The organism is Paraburkholderia bengalensis (assembly GCF_037126505.1).
Classification (GTDB): domain Bacteria; phylum Pseudomonadota; class Gammaproteobacteria; order Burkholderiales; family Burkholderiaceae; genus Paraburkholderia; species Paraburkholderia bengalensis.
In genome coordinates this window covers 37,456-55,714 of record NZ_JACFYJ010000020.1, presented here as the reverse complement: position 1 = coordinate 55,714, position 18,259 = coordinate 37,456, and the positions used below count along the sequence as shown (strand labels likewise).

General features: G+C 64.3%; 18 protein-coding genes. All 18 read left to right on the top strand.

Annotated features, from left to right (window positions below; genetic code table 11):
- Positions 1-216: 216 nt before the first annotated feature.
- The 18 genes from H3V53_RS14695 (at position 217) to H3V53_RS14610 (ending at position 18,251) form a co-directional block, all read left to right on the top strand.
- Positions 217-1,128 (top strand): LysR family transcriptional regulator, encoded by a 912-nt coding sequence (locus tag H3V53_RS14695; protein ID WP_336598539.1) that lies wholly within the window; start codon positions 217-219, stop codon positions 1,126-1,128.
- Between the two features lie 212 nt (positions 1,129-1,340).
- The gene (locus H3V53_RS14690; protein WP_336598538.1) at positions 1,341-2,555 is read left to right on the top strand and encodes an MFS transporter; all 1,215 of its coding nucleotides are present in this window, start codon (positions 1,341-1,343) and stop codon (positions 2,553-2,555) included.
- 71 nt (positions 2,556-2,626) lie between these two features.
- Positions 2,627-3,751 (top strand): alkene reductase, encoded by a 1,125-nt coding sequence (locus H3V53_RS14685; RefSeq protein WP_336598537.1) that lies wholly within the window; start codon positions 2,627-2,629, stop codon positions 3,749-3,751.
- Between the two features lie 194 nt (positions 3,752-3,945).
- On the top strand, positions 3,946-4,665 hold the full coding sequence (locus tag H3V53_RS14680) for a TetR/AcrR family transcriptional regulator (protein WP_336598536.1): 720 nt from the start codon (positions 3,946-3,948) through the stop codon (positions 4,663-4,665).
- A gap of 191 nt (positions 4,666-4,856) precedes the next feature.
- Positions 4,857-5,990 carry an NADH:flavin oxidoreductase/NADH oxidase gene (locus H3V53_RS14675; protein WP_336598535.1) on the top strand — a complete coding sequence of 378 codons (1,134 nt, stop codon included), beginning with the start codon at positions 4,857-4,859 and terminating at the stop codon, positions 5,988-5,990.
- 138 nt (positions 5,991-6,128) lie between these two features.
- Complete coding sequence (locus H3V53_RS14670) at positions 6,129-6,623, top strand: VOC family protein (RefSeq protein ID WP_336598534.1); 495 nt, start codon at positions 6,129-6,131, stop codon at positions 6,621-6,623.
- A 1-nt stretch (position 6,624) separates the two neighbouring features.
- On the top strand, positions 6,625-7,848 hold the full coding sequence (locus tag H3V53_RS14665) for an FAD binding domain-containing protein (protein ID WP_336598533.1): 1,224 nt from the start codon (positions 6,625-6,627) through the stop codon (positions 7,846-7,848).
- 91 nt (positions 7,849-7,939) lie between these two features.
- Complete coding sequence (locus H3V53_RS14660) at positions 7,940-8,302, top strand: DUF485 domain-containing protein (RefSeq protein ID WP_336598532.1); 363 nt, start codon at positions 7,940-7,942, stop codon at positions 8,300-8,302.
- A complete protein-coding gene (locus H3V53_RS14655; RefSeq protein WP_336598531.1) occupies positions 8,299-9,939 on the top strand; it encodes a cation acetate symporter in 1,641 nt (546 codons plus the stop codon). Before H3V53_RS14660 ends, H3V53_RS14655 begins: the two co-directional genes overlap by 4 nt.
- A 128-nt stretch (positions 9,940-10,067) precedes the next feature.
- A complete protein-coding gene (locus H3V53_RS14650; protein ID WP_419539499.1) occupies positions 10,068-11,108 on the top strand; it encodes an amidohydrolase family protein in 1,041 nt (346 codons plus the stop codon).
- 295 nt (positions 11,109-11,403) lie between these two features.
- Complete coding sequence (locus H3V53_RS14645; protein ID WP_336598529.1) at positions 11,404-12,561, top strand: amine dehydrogenase large subunit; 1,158 nt, start codon at positions 11,404-11,406, stop codon at positions 12,559-12,561.
- Between the two features lie 7 nt (positions 12,562-12,568).
- Positions 12,569-13,147, top strand: coding sequence for a MauE/DoxX family redox-associated membrane protein (locus H3V53_RS14640; RefSeq protein WP_336598528.1), 579 nt, complete (start codon positions 12,569-12,571; stop codon positions 13,145-13,147).
- A complete protein-coding gene (mauD, locus tag H3V53_RS14635; protein ID WP_336598527.1) occupies positions 13,144-13,770 on the top strand; it encodes a methylamine dehydrogenase accessory protein MauD in 627 nt (208 codons plus the stop codon). The genes H3V53_RS14640 and mauD overlap by 4 nt, the downstream gene beginning before the upstream one ends.
- 39 nt (positions 13,771-13,809) lie before the next feature.
- Positions 13,810-14,355, top strand: a complete 546-nt coding sequence (locus H3V53_RS14630) for a methylamine dehydrogenase light chain (protein WP_028369511.1) — start codon at positions 13,810-13,812, stop codon at positions 14,353-14,355.
- The gene (locus tag H3V53_RS14625; RefSeq protein ID WP_336598526.1) at positions 14,352-14,849 is read left to right on the top strand and encodes a c-type cytochrome; all 498 of its coding nucleotides are present in this window, start codon (positions 14,352-14,354) and stop codon (positions 14,847-14,849) included. Before H3V53_RS14630 ends, H3V53_RS14625 begins: the two co-directional genes overlap by 4 nt.
- Positions 14,846-15,403, top strand: a complete 558-nt coding sequence (locus H3V53_RS14620; protein ID WP_336598525.1) for a c-type cytochrome — start codon at positions 14,846-14,848, stop codon at positions 15,401-15,403. The genes H3V53_RS14625 and H3V53_RS14620 overlap by 4 nt, the downstream gene beginning before the upstream one ends.
- 25 nt (positions 15,404-15,428) lie before the next feature.
- Entirely contained in the window at positions 15,429-16,931 is a 1,503-nt protein-coding gene (locus tag H3V53_RS14615; RefSeq protein WP_336598524.1) for an aldehyde dehydrogenase family protein, read from the top strand.
- A 90-nt stretch (positions 16,932-17,021) separates the two neighbouring features.
- Positions 17,022-18,251, top strand: coding sequence for a porin (locus H3V53_RS14610; protein ID WP_336598523.1), 1,230 nt, complete (start codon positions 17,022-17,024; stop codon positions 18,249-18,251).
- Positions 18,252-18,259: the final 8 nt, after the last annotated feature.

Sequence of the window (18,259 nt, the reverse complement as noted above, 5' to 3'; positions counted from 1 at the left end):
GGCGTAGCGGTTCATCGACTCCGCCAGCATGGCTGCCCGGGCTTGCTTCGCCGGTCCGGCACTATCGACATGCGAAGTCACGTACCACCTCGATTTCGACGGGCGACATCCCGCCTCCTGTTCCAATCTGAAGGCGCACAGCTTAGAAACTGGCGGGACGATGCAGAATATCGGCTGCACGCAATCCAGCGTTGCTCGATCAGCAAAGGAAAAGGCATGGACAAACTGCTCGCGCTGCAGACGTTTTCGGTCGTTGCGGACACGGGCGGCTTTTCGAAGGCGGCGCGCCAGCTCGGCACCGCGACGTCTTCGGTCACGCGCTTGATGGATGCGCTCGAAGCTTCGCTTGGCGTGACGCTGCTCACGCGCACGACCCGACACGTGACGCTAACCGATGCGGGTCTGACCTATCTGGAGCAGGTGAGCCGGCTGTTGTCGGAGCTGGTCGAAGCCGACGAGAGTGTCGCCGACGCGGGCGGCGAGCCGGTCGGTGCATTGCGCGTGTCGGTGCCCGTCACGTACGCGCGGATGGTGCTCGCGCCGCACATTTGCGCGTTTCTCGATGCCTATCCGCGCGTGTCACTCGATCTCGTGGTGTCGGATGCCTATCTCGATCTGGCGTCCGACCGGCTCGACGTCGCGGTGCGGATCGGCGAGCCGGCGCAGGACCCGGGCTTGATCGTGCGCAAGCTCGCGGAGAATCGCCGCATCGTCGTCGCGAGCCATGCCTATCTGGAGAGAATGGGAACGCCCACGGCACCCGTCGATCTGGCCGCGCATCACTGCCTGCGCTTTCCGTACCGCCAGGGTCGGCAGAGCTGGGTGTTCTCGCGCGACGGGCACACCGAGAAGGTGGAGGTCAACGGCAGGCTGACGGCCAACAGCCTCGACATCCTGCGCGAGGGTGTGCTGAACGGACAAGGGATCGCACTGGTGCCGGCCTGGCTCGTGCAACACGATATCGTCGCGGGCGAGATGCTGTCGCTCTTCGACGCGTGGTCGGTGCAGCCACTGACAGGCGACGCACAGGTCTATGCCGCGTACCTGCCGAACCGGCGTCATTCGCGCAAGGTGCAGACGTTCATCGCGTTTCTTGCCGAACGTATACGCGGGGCGCTCGCGTCGTGAAGGCGTATGCGCACTGCGCCCGGCAGCGCGCCTCCATTGCGATTTTTGCAACGCGAGATTGCGTGGCGACCGGCTTCCGCACGGCTCGTGCCTCTTCTAACCTTCCGACCTGACAAATGTCGCCCTTTATCCGCGTTGGTGTTCGTCGGCTGCGGTGATGGGGTAACCGGACCCGCCTCGCCCCCGAAGAGGCCATCGTTCAAGGAGTTAGCATGTCCACGCCCTCACGGACCCTCGGCGGCAAAGCAGAAGCGGTCCGGCTCACGTCGGGACTCGTCGCGCTGTTCGCATTCGCCTGCGGCGCGATCGTCGCGAACCTGTACTACGCGCAGCCGATCACGCTGTTGATCGGCTCCTCGCTCCACATGTCCGGCGACACCGCGAGCCTCGTCGTCTCGCTCACGCAGATCGGCTATGCGCTCGGCCTGTTCTTCATCGTTCCGCTCGGCGATCTGCTGGAAAACCGCACGCTCACGATCGTGACCGCGCTGGTGTCGATCGCGAGCCTCGCGGCGGCCTCGCTGGTGCATTCGCCGAGCTGGTTTCTGCTGCTCTCCTTCCTGATCGGCTTCAGTTCCGTCGCCGTGCAGATACTGATTCCGCTCGCGGCGCATCTCGCGCCCGATCACTCGCGAGGACGCATCGTCGGCACGATCATGGGCGGCCTGCTGCTTGGCGTGCTGCTGTCGCGCCCGCTCGCGAGCGTGGTCGCCGATCACCTGGGCTGGCGCGTGGTGTTCGGCGGCGCGGCCGTTCTGATGTCGCTCGTCACGGCCGTGCTCGCGCTCACCATCCCGCAGCGCCGGCCCGAGCATCGCGCCACTTACCTCGAACTGCTCGCCTCGCTCATCGAACTCACGCGCAGCCTGCCCGTATTGCGTCATCGCGCGCTCTATCAGGGCCTCATGTTCGCCACGTTCAGCCTGTTCTGGACGGCGGTGCCCATCGAATTGACGCGCCAGTACGGACTCACGCAATCGGAGATCGCGCTGTTCGCGCTGGTGGGCGCAATCGGCGCCACTTCCGCCCCCGTGGCGGGGCGACTTGCCGACGCCGGGCATTCCGTGCGCGCCACGCTCGTGGCCCTGGGCACGGCGGCGCTGTCCTTCGTGCCCGCGCTTGTGCACCCGGCATGGGGCGTGTTCGGCCTTGTCGTCACCGGGATCACGCTCGATTTCGCCGTGCAGATGAACATGGTGCTCGGCCAACGCGAGATCTACGCGCTGCATGCGTCCAGCCGCAACCGCCTCAACGCACTGTATATGACGAGCATTTTCGTGGGCGGCGCGATCGGCTCGGCGCTCGCCAGCACGCTGTTCGAACGCGGCGGGTGGGCGCTGGTTGCCAGCGTCGCCATGGTTTTCCCGCTCATTGCGTTCGTCCATTTCGTGTTCGCCGGACGCGCCCACGTGCGCACGGGCCGATAGAACCCGTCGTAGAACCCGAACTCAGAACCCGCACTTCAACGCCACGAACCTGCCCCCACAGGAAACTCGCCATGTCTTCCCTGCTCACTCCTTACGACCTGTCCGGCCTCGCGCTGCCCAACCGGATTGCAATGGCGCCCATGACGCGCGCACGCGCGCTGCACCGCGGCGAAGCCACCGCGTTGATGGCGCAGTACTACGCGCAGCGCGCGTCGGCGGGCCTGCTGATCAGCGAGGCGACGAACGTCAGCCCGCATTCCGCCGCGTTCGAACTCGCGCCGGGCCTCGTGACGGATGCCCAGGTTCAGGCCTGGCAGCCCGTGACGCAAGCGGTGCACGCGAAGCACGGGCGCATCTTCGCGCAACTCTGGCACAGCGGCCGCGTGAGTTCGATGGCGCTGCTCGACGGCAAGCAGCCGCTATCGCCCTCGGGGCTCAACGACGATCTCGAGCAACTACAGGTATGGGGCCAACTGCAAAACGGCTACTACACGAAGATCCACGCGACGCCGTCGCGCGCCATGACGACTGACGAAGTCACCGAGGCCATCGCCGAGTACCGCCGCGCCGCCGTCAATGCGCTCGCCGCCGGTTTCGACGGCGTCGAAATTCACGCCGCCAACGGTTACCTGCTGCATCAGTTCCTTTCGTCGACGACGAATACCCGCGACGATCGATTCGGCGGCTCGCTCGCCAACCGCGCCCGCTTTCTGGCCGAAGTCGTCAAGGCCGTGGGTGAGGTCATGCCGCTCGCGAAAGTGGGCGTGCGCGTATCGCCGTATGCGAGCTACAACAACGTGCGCGACGCCGATCCCGATGGCACTTACCAGTACGTCGCGCGCATGCTCGACGAAGCGGGTATCGCGTATCTGCACGCCGCCGACACGAACGGCTGGAGCGGCGAGCCCGATTTGCCTCGCATGATCGAGACCCTGCGCCCCGCGTTCAAAAGCACGCTGATGCTCAACGGCTCCATTACACCCCTAGCGGCGGATCGACTCGTCGCCGCCGGCGACGCCGATCTCGTCGCGTTCGGCCGCGCGTACATTGCGAACCCGGACCTCGTCGAACGCATCGCCGCGAACGTCGAACTGGCTACGGCGCGCCCGGTGGGCTGGTATGGCGGCGACAACGTGGGCTATGTCGATTACCCGCCGCATGGCGAAGCTGCCGCGGCCGACGCCCTCGCCTCGTGAAGCCTGCCCCACGGCAAGCGCGTTCGCGACCTGCCGCTGGCGGGCGACTCGCTCAGGAGGCTCATCGAGGTGTGACCGGACGGGCAGACGCTAGCGTCGATGCGCACGTGCGGGGACGGCATGGCATGGCACGCGCTAGCTATCGGCGGGCAATCTTTGTATGATCCCCACGACGCAATCAGGGGTGACCCAGCATGCCGCGAAAGAAAACGGAAGAAGCCGCGACGCCGCAGGCGCAACCCGCGACGGCGCGCCGCCTCGCGCCCGAGGAACGCGAGCGGCAGATCCTGCTCAAGGCTATCGACCACTTCGCTACGCACGGCTTCACGGGCAGCACGCGCGAACTGGCGCGTCAGCTCGGGGTCACGCAACCGCTGCTCTACCGCTATTTCCCCAGCAAGGAAGCGCTCATCGACCGCGTGTACGACGAGGTCTACCAATGGGATTCGTCGTGGGAAAAGCTGATTCTCGACCGCACGATTCCCATTCAGGAGCGCATGGTCAGGTTTTATCACGGCTATTCGCGCATCATCCTGCGCCGCGAGTGGATACGCATTTTCATCTTCGCGGGCCTGACCAAAGAAGGCATCAACTCGAAATACCTCGCACGCCTGCGCGGGCGCGTTTTCGTTCCCGTGATGAACGAGATCCGCGAAGCGTACGGCGTCGAGGCCGCGACCAACGCGCAGCAACGCGCGGCCGATCTCGAACTGATCTGGAGCCTGCACGCCAGCATCTTCTATATCGGCGTGCGCAAATGGATTTACGGGCTGCCGGTTCCCGACGACCTCGAAGCCCAGATCGCCTTGCAGATCGACGCCTTCCTCAACGGCGTCCCCGCGGCGCTGAAGCACCTACGACCCGCGGCTGCCGCAAAAGCGCCGCGCGCGAAACGGGCAAAAGAGGCGTCCTGACCAGGGCGCTCGTCCTCGCGATACGTTTTCGCAACATGCAGTTGCGGCATCTAGCCGATATTGCGCTGCACGCAAGCTCGCTTTCGACTTTGCCTCGATTCTCAGCATGACGCTCGCCGCGTAAGGTTTCGTTACGGGATTCGCAAGGCCGCGAACCTCACAACGTCACATACCTACGCAAAGGGATCGTCATGTCCAGCAAGCTTTTCTCCTCCGTCGATGTCGGCCCCGTCCGCCTGCACAACCGCATTGCCGTTTCGCCCATGTGCCAGTACAGCGCAACGAACGGTGAAGCGAACGACTGGCACCTGATGAATCTCATGCAGCTCGGCATTTCGAACGCAGGATTGATCATGCTGGAGGCGACGGCCATCGAGCCGCGTGCGCGCATCACGCACGGCTGTCTCGGGCTCTATGACGACGCAACGGAAGCGGCACTCGCACGCGTGATGGAATCGGCGCGCGCGGTTGCGCCGCAAACCATGCGATGGGGCATCCAGCTCGGCCACGCGGGACGCAAGGCGTCTGCGCAACGTCCGTGGGAAGGCCGTGGAGCGCTTGGTGAAAATGAGCAGCCCTGGACAACGGAAGGCCCCTGCGCCATTCCCTTCGCCGCCGGCTGGCACACACCGCGGGCGATGACGGCGAGCGACATCGCCCGCGTTCGCGAACGCTTCGTCGAATCGGCTCGACGCGCCGTGCGCCTGGGCTTCGATATCGTCGAGATCCATGCCGCGCACGGCTACCTGCTGCATCAGTTCCTCTCGCCGCTCGCGAACCAGCGCGACGACGAATATGGCGGCAGCCTCGAAAACCGCATGCGCTTCGCGCTGGAAGTCGCCGATGCCGTGGCCGCCGCGCTGCCCGAGCACGTAGCGCTCGGCTTGCGCATTACCGGCACGGACTGGCTGCCCGGTGGCATCACCGTCGAAGAAGCGGCGACGCTGGCAGCGGCACTGAAGTCGCGCGGCGTTAACTATGTGTGCGTGACATCGGGCGGCGTGGCGCATGCGTCGATCAAGGTCACGCCGGGCTATCAGGTGCCGCTTGCCGGGCACGTGAAAGCGGCCAGTGGCATCGTCACGCGAACTGTCGGCATGATCGTCGATCCGCACCAGGCCGAAGCCATCATCAGCGAGGGACAGGCCGATATCGTCGCCATTGGCCGCGCATTTCTCGACGATCCGCGCTGGGTCTGGCACGCCGCCGAGCGGCTCGATGCGCTAGACGCGATTCACTACCCCCCGCAGTACGAACGGGCGGGCGCGCCGCACTGGCGCGGCGCCGCCCTGCTGCGTCCTCACGAAGCCCCGAGCCTCGCCTGATTCGACCCATATGGCCCCTGGAGCACGCACTCGCTCCAGGGTAAACACCCGCGCGTTTGCGCTTGGTATTCGCGCATATTCTTCCCTACAATTTATCAACCGATCAGTTATCGATCGATAAATTACGAGGAGCATCTCATGCCGATTTGCAGGCTTGCCCACTACTCGATCCGCACGACCGATCTCGAACGTTCGTGCCGGTTCTACGAACGCGTACTCGGCTTCAGGCGCGGCTACCGTCCGCCTTTCGACTTTCCCGGCGCATGGCTTTACCGGGGCGGCGACGAAGCCGACTACGGCATCGTCCACATCATCGGCGTGGACGCGGACAACCCTGCGGGACTGACTGCGTATCTGGGCGACAAGGCGCAGGTGGAAAGCGGCACGGGAACCATCGATCACCTCGCCTTTCTCGCAACCGGTGTGCAAGCGATGTGGCAAACGCTGCGTGACGAAGGGCTCGAGTGGCGCGACCGCACGGTGCCGAGCCTCGGCCTGCACCAGATCTTCGTGGAGGACCCCTCGGGCGTCACCATCGAACTGAACTTTCCCGCCTCGGAAGTCGAACACGGCGAGGCAAAAGCAGGGGCAGCACCGAACGAAACAGGCAATCCGGTCAAGGCAGGGAACTGAGATGAACAGCAAGACTACGAAGGGCACCGCGATCGTGGTGGGCGGCTCGCTTGGCGGCTTGTTCGCCGCCAACCTCCTTGCACGCGACGGCTGGACGGTGAAAATTTTCGAACGCGTTCCGCAGGCTTTGTCGGGACGCGGCGCGGGCATCGTCACGCATCCTGAGTTGTTCGCGGCGCTGAACGCGGCGGACATCCGCTTCGACGACACGATCGGCGTAAGCGTCGATAAGCGCGCAACCTTCTCACAGGATGGCACGATGATCTCCGCCTGCGAGATGCCTCAGGTGCTCACCGCATGGGGGAAGATGTACAGCGTGTTGCGCGGCTCGATCGACGATCGTCACTATCACCCCGGCATGTCGGTCGTGCGCGTCGACGAGGACGCCGAGCGCGCTACCGTTACGCTGGCCGACGGCACAACGCACACTGCGGACCTCGTGATTGCGGCGGACGGGCTGCGTTCGGCAATCCGCGAGCAGTTTTTGCCGCGCGTGGCCTTGCAGTACGCGGGCTACGTCGCATGGCGCGGTCTCGTCGATGAAGCGGCCATTTCCGCGCCTACGCATGCGGCCCTGTTCGACAAGTTCGCCTTCTGTCTGCCTCCGCGCGAACAGATTCTTGGCTACCCGGTGGCGGGCCACGCCAACAGTACGCACCCCGGCGAGCGGCGCTACAACTTCGTCTGGTACCGCGCGACCAACGAGCAGACCGCGCTTCGCGACATGCTCACCGATTCGTCAGGCAAGCGCTGGGAAGGCGGCATTCCCCCCACGCTGATTCGCGACGACGTGCTGGCCGACATGGAAGACGCCGCGCAAGCACTGCTCGCACCGCAGTTCGCGGAGATCGTGACCAGGGCCGCACAACCGCTTTTCCAGCCCATTTTCGACCTCGAAGTGCCGCGCATGGCCTTTGGCCGCATTGCCCTGCTCGGCGACGCCGCGTTCGTGGCGCGCCCGCACTGCGGCATGGGCGTGACCAAGGCAGCGGGCGACGCGATGGAACTCGTCAAGGCATTGCGCGAAGGCGCCGACGTGCGCGGCGCGCTGGAAGCCTATAGCGCCGTTCGCACCGAATTCGGCGCCGCCATCGTTCAGCACGCGCGCCACCTGGGCGCGTACATGCAGGCGCAACTCAAGGACGAGTCCGAGCGCGAGATGGCCGAACGCTACCGCACGCCCGAGGCGGTGATGCGCGAGACGGCCGTCCCCTGGGCGGCGTGACGACGCACGCGCGGCGCGCAACGCGCATGCAACGCCGACGCAACGATAAGGCGCCGCCGCGCGAGCCAAACATGAAGCAAATGGAGACAACGTGGAACACACTTTTTCTTCTCACGGCGCATACGGACACGATGGAGCCGCACTACCCGCCGATCCCCCGCAGACGCTGATCGGCAATCCCCGCTTCACCGAGCTCGTGAAAAAGCGCCGCGCGTTCTCGTGGGGGCTGACCGGCTTGATGCTCGGCGCCTATTTCGCCTTCATCCTGTCGCTCGCCTTTAACGCGAAATGGCTCGGCATGCCTATCAAGCAGGGCGCGCCGACGACGTGGGGGTTTCCCGTCGGCTTTGGCATGTTCGTATTCACGTTCGCACTCGTGGCCATCTATGTCGCCCGCGCCAATCGCGTGCACGACGCGATGGTCGAAGCCTGCGCCAAAGGGGAAAAATCATGAAACGCCTGGTACTCCTCGCGTGTTTCGCGCTGACGGTCCTACCCGTCGCGGCGCAAGCCGCCTCGGCCACACCCATCTCGCAAGGTCACAATACGCTCGCCATCGGCATGTTCCTCGCGTTCGTGGCCTCCACGCTCTTCATTACCAGGTGGGCGGCGCGCAGGAACAACAGCGTATCCGATCACTACGCGGCAGGCGGCAAGATCACCGCCCTGCAGAACGGCTGGGCCATTGCGGGCGACTATATGTCGGCCGCTTCGCTACTCGGCATCTCCGCGCTGGTGTTTACGAGCGGCTACGATGGCCTGATCTACTCGATCGGGTTTCTCGCGAGCTGGCCGATCATCCTGTTCCTTATCGCGGAGCCGCTGCGCAATCTCGGCAAATACACGCTCGCCGACGTCGTGTCCTGGCGTCTCGCGCAGCGCCCGATCCGCGCGTTCGCGGCGTCGAGCTCCATCGTCATCGTGCTGCTCTATCTGGTCTCGCAGATGGTGGGTGCGGGCAAGCTGATCGAACTGCTGTTCGGCCTGCACTACAGCGTCGCCGTCGTGATGGTCGGCGTGCTGATGGTCATCTATGTGTTCTTCGGCGGCATGCTCGCCACCACGTGGATTCAGATCATCAAGGCGGTGCTGTTGCTCGCGGGCGCCGCCTTCATGGCGTTCATGGTGCTCGCGCACTTTGGCTTCAGCCTCAATGCGCTCTTTGCGCAGGCCGTTGCCGTGCATCCCGCGCACGACGCCATCATGCGGCCCGGCGGCCTCGTCTCCGATCCCGTTTCGGCTGTATCGCTGGGCCTCGCACTCATATTCGGCACAGCCGGTTTACCGCATATCCTCATGCGCTTTTTCACCGTCGGCGACGTCAAGGCCGCGCGCAAGAGCATTCTGTACGCAACAGGCATCGTCGGCATTGGCTACGCGCTCATCATTGTGATCGGCTTTGGCACGATCGCGCTCGTGGCGACCGAACCGGACTATCACACGCCCTCGGGCGCGGTGATCGGCGGCGTCAATATGGTCGCGATCCATCTCGCGCACGCGGTGGGCGGCAACGTCTTTCTCGGCTTTATCTGCGCCGTAGCGTTCTCGACGATTCTCGCCGTGGTGGCGGGCCTCACGCTCGCCGGCTCGTCCGCGATCTCGCATGATCTCTACGCCAATGTGCTGCGCCGTGGCAATGCTTCCGAGCGCGACGAAATGCACGTCTCGCGCATCACCACCCTCGTTCTGGGCGTACTCGCCATTCTGCTCGGGCTCGCTTTCGAAAAGCAGAACATCGCGTTCATCGTCAGCCTGACGTTCTCAATTGCAGCAAGCTCGAATTTCCCGGTGCTGCTGCTGTCGATTTACTGGCGAGGCATGACCACGCGGGGCGCCGTGGCGGGCGGCACGATTGGACTGGCAGTCGCCGTGTCGCTCACGCTACTTAGTCCGACCGTGTGGGTGCAGGTGCTTGGCCACGCCCACGCGGCTTATCCGTACGAATATCCCGCGCTGTTCTCGATGATCTGCGCGTTCGCGGGCACGTGGCTTTTCTCGGTCACCGACCGTTCAGCGAGGGCGCAACGCGAGCGCATGCTGTTCGATTCGCAGGTCGTCAGATGTGAAATGGGCGCCACGCATGGTGCGTGAGCGGCTCGGGACAAACCGAACACAAAAACAGAAGGAGACAACCTATGGATTGCACGTGCTGTATTTCACCCACACGCCGCCGTTTGCTCGGCGCATTGGGCGCGGTTGCCAGCGGAGCCGCACTTGGCATGAGCGGCCAACCCGCGCGGGCCGCGCAAGCGGCCCAGCCCGCGGTCGCGCCCACCGCCCAGCGTTCGATCGATGTTCACGCGCACTATTACCCCGAATCGTACTGCGACCTCGTGGGCAGAGAAGGCGCGAAATACGGCGGCAGTTTCGTGTGCGACGGCCACTCGTTCACCTTCAAAACACCCGCCGGCGGCCTCGGCCCGCTGCCAATGAAGTTCATCGACGTCGACCAGCGTCTGCGGGACATGGACGCGAGCGGCGTGGACGTTCAGGCGCTTTCGCTGAGCGTGCCGATGGCATATTGGGGTGAGCGCGCGTTCAATGCGCGGCTGGCGACAACGTGGAACGCGGCGGCATCGGACGTCTATCGCGCACACCCCACGCGATTCGTCGTGCTGGCGACCCTGCCGATGCTGGACGCCCGCGATGCGCTCGACGAACTTGATCGCGCAGCCGCTTTGCCGGGCGTGCGCGGCGTGTATATGGGCACGAACATCGACAATCGCGACCTCGACGATCCACGCTTCGATCCGGTTTTCGCCCGCATTGCGCAGATGGGGCTGCCCGTCTTCCTGCATCCCCAGCAAACCGTCGGCGGGAGCCGCCTCGCCGACTACTATCTGAGCAATCTGCTCGGCAATCCTTTCGACACCGCCATTGCCGCGTCGCATCTGATTCTCGGCGGCGTGATGGACCGCTACCCAACGCTGGAAATCACGCTGCCGCACGCGGGTGGCGCTTTGCCGATCCTGCTGGGGCGCATCGATGCCGGTTGGAATGTGCGGCCCGAAACGCGCAAGCTCGCGCAGCAGCCCAGCAGCTACGCACGCCGCTTCAGCTACGACTCAGTTTCGCATTCCGGGCCTGTGCTGGAGTTTCTCGTCAAGAACGTCGGCGTCGATCGACTCGTGCTGGGCAGCGACTACTGCTTCGACATGGGATACGAGCAACCCGTGCGCTTTCTCGATCGCGTTCCGCTCGATAACGCGGCGCGCAACATGATCGTGGGCGGCAACGCCGCACGACTGCTGCGCATCTAGCCACGCCCTTGCGTCTCAACACGCGAGCGTCACGCCACGGCGCGGGGCCTCGCGTGCGCGCTTCCCTTCCCTGGGCCGGTTCGCAAAAGGAAATTCAAAACAACTCTGCATCTCGAGACAAACCCTAACCCCCAACGACACCACGGCCCGCAACCCGACACCCGCCCTACATCCCTTTCAGCAAGGCTACCAATATCCCAAATCGGCACGCACGCATTGCCGGTTTCGGCGTTGGCCCGATTTTTCGTCGTTCTAAAGTCGCCTCACACAAACGTGAATCCCCTATGGAGGCGACATGAGAACAAGGCGACGTACCGCGGCCATCGCGGCGACGCTGTCATTGGCTGCTGCGAGCATCGGCAGCGCGCACGCAACCGAAAAACCCGAAGAACTGACCGTGCAGAAGCTGCCCGCGTGGCATCCGCACGAAGTGTTCGTCGTCGATATTTCGATGCCGTCGATGACGGATGCGCGCGTCTATCTATACGACGCCGACGCGAAGAAGCTGCTCGGCCAGATCGATGCAGGTTTCGCGCCGGGCTTCGCGATTTCGCCGGATCACAAGACGAGCTTCGTCGCGACGACCTATTTCGCACGCGGCTCGCACGGCACGCGCACCGACGTCGTCGAACTGACCGACAACACGACGCTCGACCACACGGGCGAAATCGTCATTCCGCCGAAGCACGGCCAGCACATTCCAACGCCGTACAACACCACGTTCAGCGCGGACGGCAAGCGGCTTTACGTGTCGAACATCACGCCCGCTGCTTCCGTGACGGTGATCGACGTGGCATCGAAGAAGGTGCTATCGGAAATCGACATGGCCGCGTGCGTGCTCGCGTATCCGTCGGGTAACGACCGCTTCACGGGTCTGTGTGAAAGTGGCAAGGCGCTGACCATCACGCTCGATGCGAACGGCAAGGAGGCGAAGCGCACGCAGTCCGACGCCTTCATCGATGTCGATAAAGACCCCGCGTATATCAACGCGTCGCCGTATCAGGGCGGCTATCTATTCACGACCTTCCACGGCATGGTGCGCAGCGCCGATTTCCACGGCGACAAGCCGGTGTTCGGCAAGCCGTGGTCGTTGCTGACGGACGCCGGGCGCGCCGAAGGCTGGCGTCCCGGCGGCCTGCAACAGACTGCAGTGCAGGCGAAGCTGCATCGCTACTACGTCGCGATGCACAAGGGCGAAGAAGGCTCGCACAAGGACCCGGGCACGGAAATCTGGGTGTACGACCTGCAGACGAAGAAGCGCATCGCGCGCTGGGATTTGTCGCAGCAGAAGATCGACGCGCTCGCATCGATCCAGGTCAGTGACGACGACAAGCCGCTTTTCTACGGCATCACAGGGACGTCGGACCTCGTCGTGATGGATGCGCGCACGGGCAAGCTGCAGCACGTCGAAAAGCAGGTCGGCAATACGTCGTCGCTGCTCGTCAATCCGTGAGGCCGACATGATGCTCGATCCTGTACTCGCGACGGGCGCGCAAGCCAGCACGGCAATTGTCGTGCTGCTCGGCGCCGTTGCCAAATGGCGGCGGCCTGCCGCGTTCCGTCACGCGCTCGGCGACTACCGCCTGCTGCCCGATGGGTTGACGGCGCCCGCCGCCATCGCGATCACGACAGCGGAAACGGTCGGCGCAGCGGCGCTGCTGTTCCCCAACACGCGCGTGATCGGCGCCGTCGTGCTGGTCGCGTTGCTGCTCGCGTTCGCAGCAGGCCTCGCGTTGAACATCCTGCGCGGTCACACCGATATCGACTGCGGCTGCTCGGGCTTTGCTGCAGCACAAGCTTCAACGCAAGCTTCGACACAACAGAACGCGCCGCGCGGCATCGGCTGGTTCCATGTCGCGCGCGCGTTGCTGCTCGCGGCGTTGGCCGCTACCGCGTTCATCGAACCGGCCACGCGTTCGATCGTCTGGTTTGACTACCTGACGCTCTTCTTCGCCGTGCTGCTGATCGTCTGCGCACTGCTCACTTTCGATGTGCTGCTGGCCAACGTGCCGCGCCTCTCTCACTTGAGGAATTCATGATGCAAACCGCTCTCACCGTTTCCACCGCCTTGTTGTGGATTGCCGTTCTCGCGCTCGGCGCAATCAGTCTCGCTCTCGTTCGCCAGGTCGGCATTCTGTACGAACGCATCATGCCCGCAGGCGCATTGATGATCGACAAGGGCCCCGCCGTCGGCGCAATCGCCCCGACCTTCGAACTGTCCGACATTCGCGGCCAGCAAGTGAAGGTAGGCGGCATCGACGCGCAAGGCAAGGCGACGCTGCTGTTCTTCCTGTCGCCGACCTGCCCCGTGTGCAAGAAGCTGCTGCCTCTTCTTCCGTCGTTGCAGGCAAGCGAATCGACGCCCGTCAACATCGTGCTCGCCAGCGACGGCGACCTCGCCGAACACCAGCGCTTCGCGCAGAAGCAGAATATCGATCGCTTCCCGTACGTGCTGTCGCAGGAACTGGGCATGGCGTATCAGATCGGCAAGCTGCCGTATGCCGTGCTGCTGGATGAAAGCGGCAAGGTTCGCTCGAAAGGTCTCGTCAACACGCGCGAGCATCTGGAAAGCCTGTTCGAAGCGAAGGAACGCGGCGTCGCGTCGCTGCAGGAGTTCGTGCACGGCGATCATCGTCACAAGCACCACGAACAGCACGCCTGATTCATCGAACCCATCACAACCTGAGCGGAGAACAATCACATGGGCGTTTTTGATTCATGGTTCGAGAAGTCGGCGCGCGGCGTCGCGCAGCGCAGTTCGCGGCGCAGCGCGATGGCCAAGCTCGGCAAGGTCCTGGTCGGCTCAGCGATGCTGCCGTTGCTGCCCGTCGATCGCACCGCGTATGCAGCCGATGCGGCATCGGCTGCATCGGGCGCATCGGGCGCAGCGGCATCGGGCGCCAGCGACGATCCGATGAGCTGCGACTACTGGAAGTACTGCGCGATCGACGGCTGGCTGTGCAGCTGCTGCGGCGGCACGTCGAGCAGCTGTCCGCCGGGCACCACGCCTTCGCCGATCACGTGGATCGGCACCTGCCGCAATCCGCACGACGGCAGCGACTACATCGTGTCGTACAACGACTGCTGCGGCAAAACCTCGTGCGGCAAGTGCTTCTGCAATCGCAACGAACGCGAGAAGCCGCTGTACAAGCTATCGCTCGACAACGACATCAACTGGTGCATGGCGAACGGCAACTCGAACTATCACTGTTCGGTGTCGGTCCTGCTGGGAGCAGCAAAGCAATGAAAACGAATCACGTAGGAAAGATCGCGCGCGCTTGCCTCATGGCAGCGGCCACGGTTGCGACAGCAGGCGCCGCTCACGCGCAGACCGTCCACTACCCCGCCGGCAAGAGCACGTTCGACGCGCAATGCGCCGTCTGCCATCAGGCAGGCGGCAAAGGCCAGGACGGGCTCGCGCCGCCCCTCACCGAATATCCCGGCAAGTATTCGACGACAGCGCAAGGCCGCGCGCAACTCACGTCGACCGTCGTGCACGGCATGTTCGGCGAGATCAAGGTCCACGACAAGAGCTACAACTTCAAGATGCCGAGCTTCGCAAGCGCAAGCGACGAAGACCTGGCTCAGGTGTTGAACTACGTCGTGTTCGATCTGAACGAGAAGCATGGCGACGCAAAGCCGTTCACGGCCGCCGACATCAAGGCCGCGCGCGCGCAGACGATGGACAGTGCAGCCGTGCACACACAACGCGCCGTCGTCGTGAAGGGACTCGGCCTATGAACGCCGCCCGCGTGTCTCGTGCCGGCGACCGCGTGCATGCGCAGCAGCCCGTGCGCAGCGCGCGGGCCACCGTGCCGCTGTGGATCGGCGCGGCGCGGCGTGTGTCGATGCTGCTGCTCGCCTGCACCGCGACCTTCACGCCGACGTCGTCGGCGCATGCGCAAGCCAGTGCCGATGCATCGCTCGCGCAGCAGCATTGGGTGCTCAACTGCATGGGCTGTCACACAGCGACGGGCGGGGGCATTCCCGGCAAGGTGCCGCCGCTCACGAATTCCCTCGGCTACTTCGAGCATTTGCCCGCGGGACGCGAATACGTCATGCGCGTGCCGGGCGCATCGAACTCGGCGCTCTCCGATCAGGAACTCGCCGACGTGCTGAACTGGCTGCTCACGACGACCAACCGCGACGCGCTGCCGAAAGACTTTAAGCCTTATACAGCGGCTGAAATTACGGCGCACCGCCGCCCCGCCTTCTCCGATGTCGCGACCGTGCGCGCCGGATTGATCCGCGATCTGCACGCGCGCGGCATCAAGGGCGTCGCGGACCGCTACTGACCATCCCTCATCAAAGGACACGAACATGGAGACGAACAACTTCCCGCTGCTCGCCGCGACGCAAGCGTTCCTCGCGAAGCCGAAGAAGATGCTGATCGGCGCGGAGTGGACGGACGCGTCGTCGGGCCGCATGCTCGACGTCATCAATCCCGCAGACGGCAGCGTGCTCGCGCGCGTGCCCGAAGCCAACGAACACGACGCGCAGCAGGCCGTCGCCGCCGCGCGCCGCGCGTTCGACGCAGGCCCCTGGCGCACGATGAAAACCACCGATCGCGAGGGGCTGTTGCTCAAGCTTGCCGATCTCGTCGATGCGAACGCGCGCGAACTCGCCGAAATCGAATCGCTCGACAACGGCAAGTCGGTGATGGTGGCGCAAGGGCTCGACGTGTCGATGGCCGCGCAGTGCTTCCGCTACATGGCGGGCTGGGCGACGAAGATCGAGGGCAGCGTGATCGATGCGGGCATGCCGTACATGCCGGGCAGCGAAGTGTTTGCATACACGCGCAAGGAGCCCGTCGGCGTGGTCGGCGCGATCATCCCGTGGAATTTCCCGCTGCTAATGGCTGCGTGGAAAATCGCGCCCGCGCTCGCGACGGGCTGCACCGTCGTGCTCAAGCCCGCTGAAGACACGCCGCTTTCCGCACTGCGCCTTGGCGAACTGATTCGCGAAGCGGGCTATCCGGAAGGCGTCGTCAACATCGTCACGGGTTACGGTCATACGGCAGGCGCGGCACTGTCGCGTGATCCGCGCATCGACAAGATCGCGTTCACGGGTTCGACGCAAACGGGCAAGCTGATCGGCCACGCGGCGCTCGACAACATGACGCGCATGTCGCTGGAACTCGGCGGCAAGTCGCCTGTGATCGTGCTGCCCGATGTGGATATCGACAAGGCCGCGCAAGGCGTCGCGAACGCCATCTTCTTCAACCAGGGCCAGGTGTGCACGGCGGGCTCGCGCGTTTATATCCACCACAAGGTGTTCGACAAGGTGATCGACGGCGTCGCGCAGATTGCGAAGGGCATGAAGATCGGCGCGGGCATGGACCCGTCGACGCAGATCGGCCCCCTCGTGTCGGCGAAGCAGCGCGAGCGCGTGTGCGGCTACATCGACTCGGGTTTCGCGGAAGGCGCGCGCGCGGCGGCAGGCGGCAAGGCCGTGGACAAGCCGGGCTTCTTCGTCGAGCCGACCGTGATGGTCGATACGAATCACACGATGCGCGTGGTGCGCGAAGAAATCTTCGGGCCAGTGCTGGTGGCCATGCCTTTCGACGACATCGACACGGCCGTGCGGCTCGCGAACGACACCGAATATGGCCTCGGCGCGAGCATCTGGTCGAACGATATGTCGGCGGTTCACAAGCTGATTCCGCGCATCGCGGCGGGCACGGTGTGGGTCAACTGCCACTCGCTGCTGGATAACGCGCTGCCGTTCGGCGGCATGAAGCAATCGGGCTTCGGGCGCGAGCTGGGACGCGCCGTCATCGACCAGTACACGGAAAGCAAGTCCGTGATGATCAATTACGCGTAACCCATAGCGTTGCATGGCCTGTGAGCCGCTACAGGCGCGCGCAGGCCATGCGCGAACAAGGCACGATCACAAAGACACAGGGGAAGAGACATGAAGCATCGGACGACGCCGCGCGGCATCGCGGCGGCGGTGGCCACGCTCGCCGCGACGGCGGCAGCACCCGGCATCGCGCATGCGCAAAGCAGCGTCACGTTCTACGGCGACGTCGACGCGGGCATCACGTACACGAACAACCAGCAGGTCACGCATGCGGACGGCAGCGTCGGCGGCGGTCACAACGTCCAGTTCACGGGCGGCAATCAGGCGCCGTCGCGTTTCGGCCTGACAGGCAGCGAAGATATCGGCGGCGGCACGGCCGTCACGTTCAAGCTCGAAAACAGTTTCTTCACAGGCAGCGGCGCCTTCGTGCAATCGGGTGCGCTGTTCAACCAGAACGCGTGGGTCGGGTTGACGAACGAACACTACGGCACGCTGACCTTCGGGCGCCAGTTCGATTCGTACACGAATGCGCTCGCGCCGTACGCGTCGAGCATCACGTGGGCGACGCTGTATGGCTCGCATATCGGCGACGTCGACAACCTCAACGCGGCCCTGAATCTGAACAACGCGATTCAGTACACGAGCCCGACCATCGCAGGCTTTTCGGTGAGCGGCACGTATTCGCTTGGCGGCGTCGCAGGCGACTTCTCCCAGAAGCGCGGCTGGGCGGTCGCCGCGAGCTACAACACGGCGCCCTTCTCGTTCGGCATCGGCTATCTCGATCTGAACAATCCCCTCGACGCGGCGCTCGGCGGCGAGCAAGGTTATATCGGCGATTTCGCGTGCTCGAATCCGACGGCGATGTACTGCGAACTGCAGAACACGCATGCGCTGAAGACCTTCGGCGCGGGCGGCTCGTACACGTTCGGCCCGGCAACCGTCGGCCTCGTCTACACGCACACGAAGCTCGACGACAGCCTGTACTTCGCAAACGCCGCGCGTCCGCAGGGCGCGGACGCACGCTTCGATATCGTCGAGGTGAACGGCACGTACGCAGTGACGCCCGCCTTCACGCTCGGGCTCGCCTACATTTACAACTCGATGAAGACGGACGTGAGCGGCTCGCCGAAATTCCATCAGGTGAATCTGGGCGCGACGTACAGCCTGTCGAAACGGACCACGCTCTACGCTGTGGGCATTTTCCAGAAGGCGGCGGGAAGCGGAATCGGCACAGACCCCGTGACGGGCGAGAGCGCGAACTACGCACAGATTCCGAATCTGCCCAATTCCACCACCGACAAACAGGTGTCCGTGACCTTCGGCCTGAAACACAATTTCTAAAGCGTTTG

Bases quoted from the DNA above. Each gene is read 5' to 3' on its own strand.
- H3V53_RS14695 (WP_336598539.1), top strand. From the start codon at position 217: ATGGACAAACTGCTCGCGCTGCAGACGTTTTCGGTCGTTGCGGACACG.
- H3V53_RS14685 (WP_336598537.1), top strand. From the start codon at position 2,627: ATGTCTTCCCTGCTCACTCCTTACGACCTGTCCGGCCTCGCGCTGCCC.
- H3V53_RS14615 (WP_336598524.1), top strand. From the start codon at position 15,429: ATGGAGACGAACAACTTCCCGCTGCTCGCCGCGACGCAAGCGTTCCTC.
- H3V53_RS14675 (WP_336598535.1), top strand. From the start codon at position 4,857: ATGTCCAGCAAGCTTTTCTCCTCCGTCGATGTCGGCCCCGTCCGCCTG.
- H3V53_RS14610 (WP_336598523.1), top strand. From the start codon at position 17,022: ATGAAGCATCGGACGACGCCGCGCGGCATCGCGGCGGCGGTGGCCACG.
- H3V53_RS14665 (WP_336598533.1), top strand. From the start codon at position 6,625: ATGAACAGCAAGACTACGAAGGGCACCGCGATCGTGGTGGGCGGCTCG.
- H3V53_RS14670 (WP_336598534.1), top strand. From the start codon at position 6,129: ATGCCGATTTGCAGGCTTGCCCACTACTCGATCCGCACGACCGATCTC.
- H3V53_RS14620 (WP_336598525.1), top strand. From the start codon at position 14,846: ATGAACGCCGCCCGCGTGTCTCGTGCCGGCGACCGCGTGCATGCGCAG.
- H3V53_RS14625 (WP_336598526.1), top strand. From the start codon at position 14,352: ATGAAAACGAATCACGTAGGAAAGATCGCGCGCGCTTGCCTCATGGCA.
- H3V53_RS14640 (WP_336598528.1), top strand. From the start codon at position 12,569: ATGATGCTCGATCCTGTACTCGCGACGGGCGCGCAAGCCAGCACGGCA.
- mauD (WP_336598527.1), top strand. From the start codon at position 13,144: ATGATGCAAACCGCTCTCACCGTTTCCACCGCCTTGTTGTGGATTGCC.
- H3V53_RS14645 (WP_336598529.1), top strand. From the start codon at position 11,404: ATGAGAACAAGGCGACGTACCGCGGCCATCGCGGCGACGCTGTCATTG.
- H3V53_RS14690 (WP_336598538.1), top strand. From the start codon at position 1,341: ATGTCCACGCCCTCACGGACCCTCGGCGGCAAAGCAGAAGCGGTCCGG.
- H3V53_RS14630 (WP_028369511.1), top strand. From the start codon at position 13,810: ATGGGCGTTTTTGATTCATGGTTCGAGAAGTCGGCGCGCGGCGTCGCG.
- H3V53_RS14650 (WP_419539499.1), top strand. From the start codon at position 10,068: ATGAGCGGCCAACCCGCGCGGGCCGCGCAAGCGGCCCAGCCCGCGGTC.
- H3V53_RS14680 (WP_336598536.1), top strand. From the start codon at position 3,946: ATGCCGCGAAAGAAAACGGAAGAAGCCGCGACGCCGCAGGCGCAACCC.
- H3V53_RS14655 (WP_336598531.1), top strand. From the start codon at position 8,299: ATGAAACGCCTGGTACTCCTCGCGTGTTTCGCGCTGACGGTCCTACCC.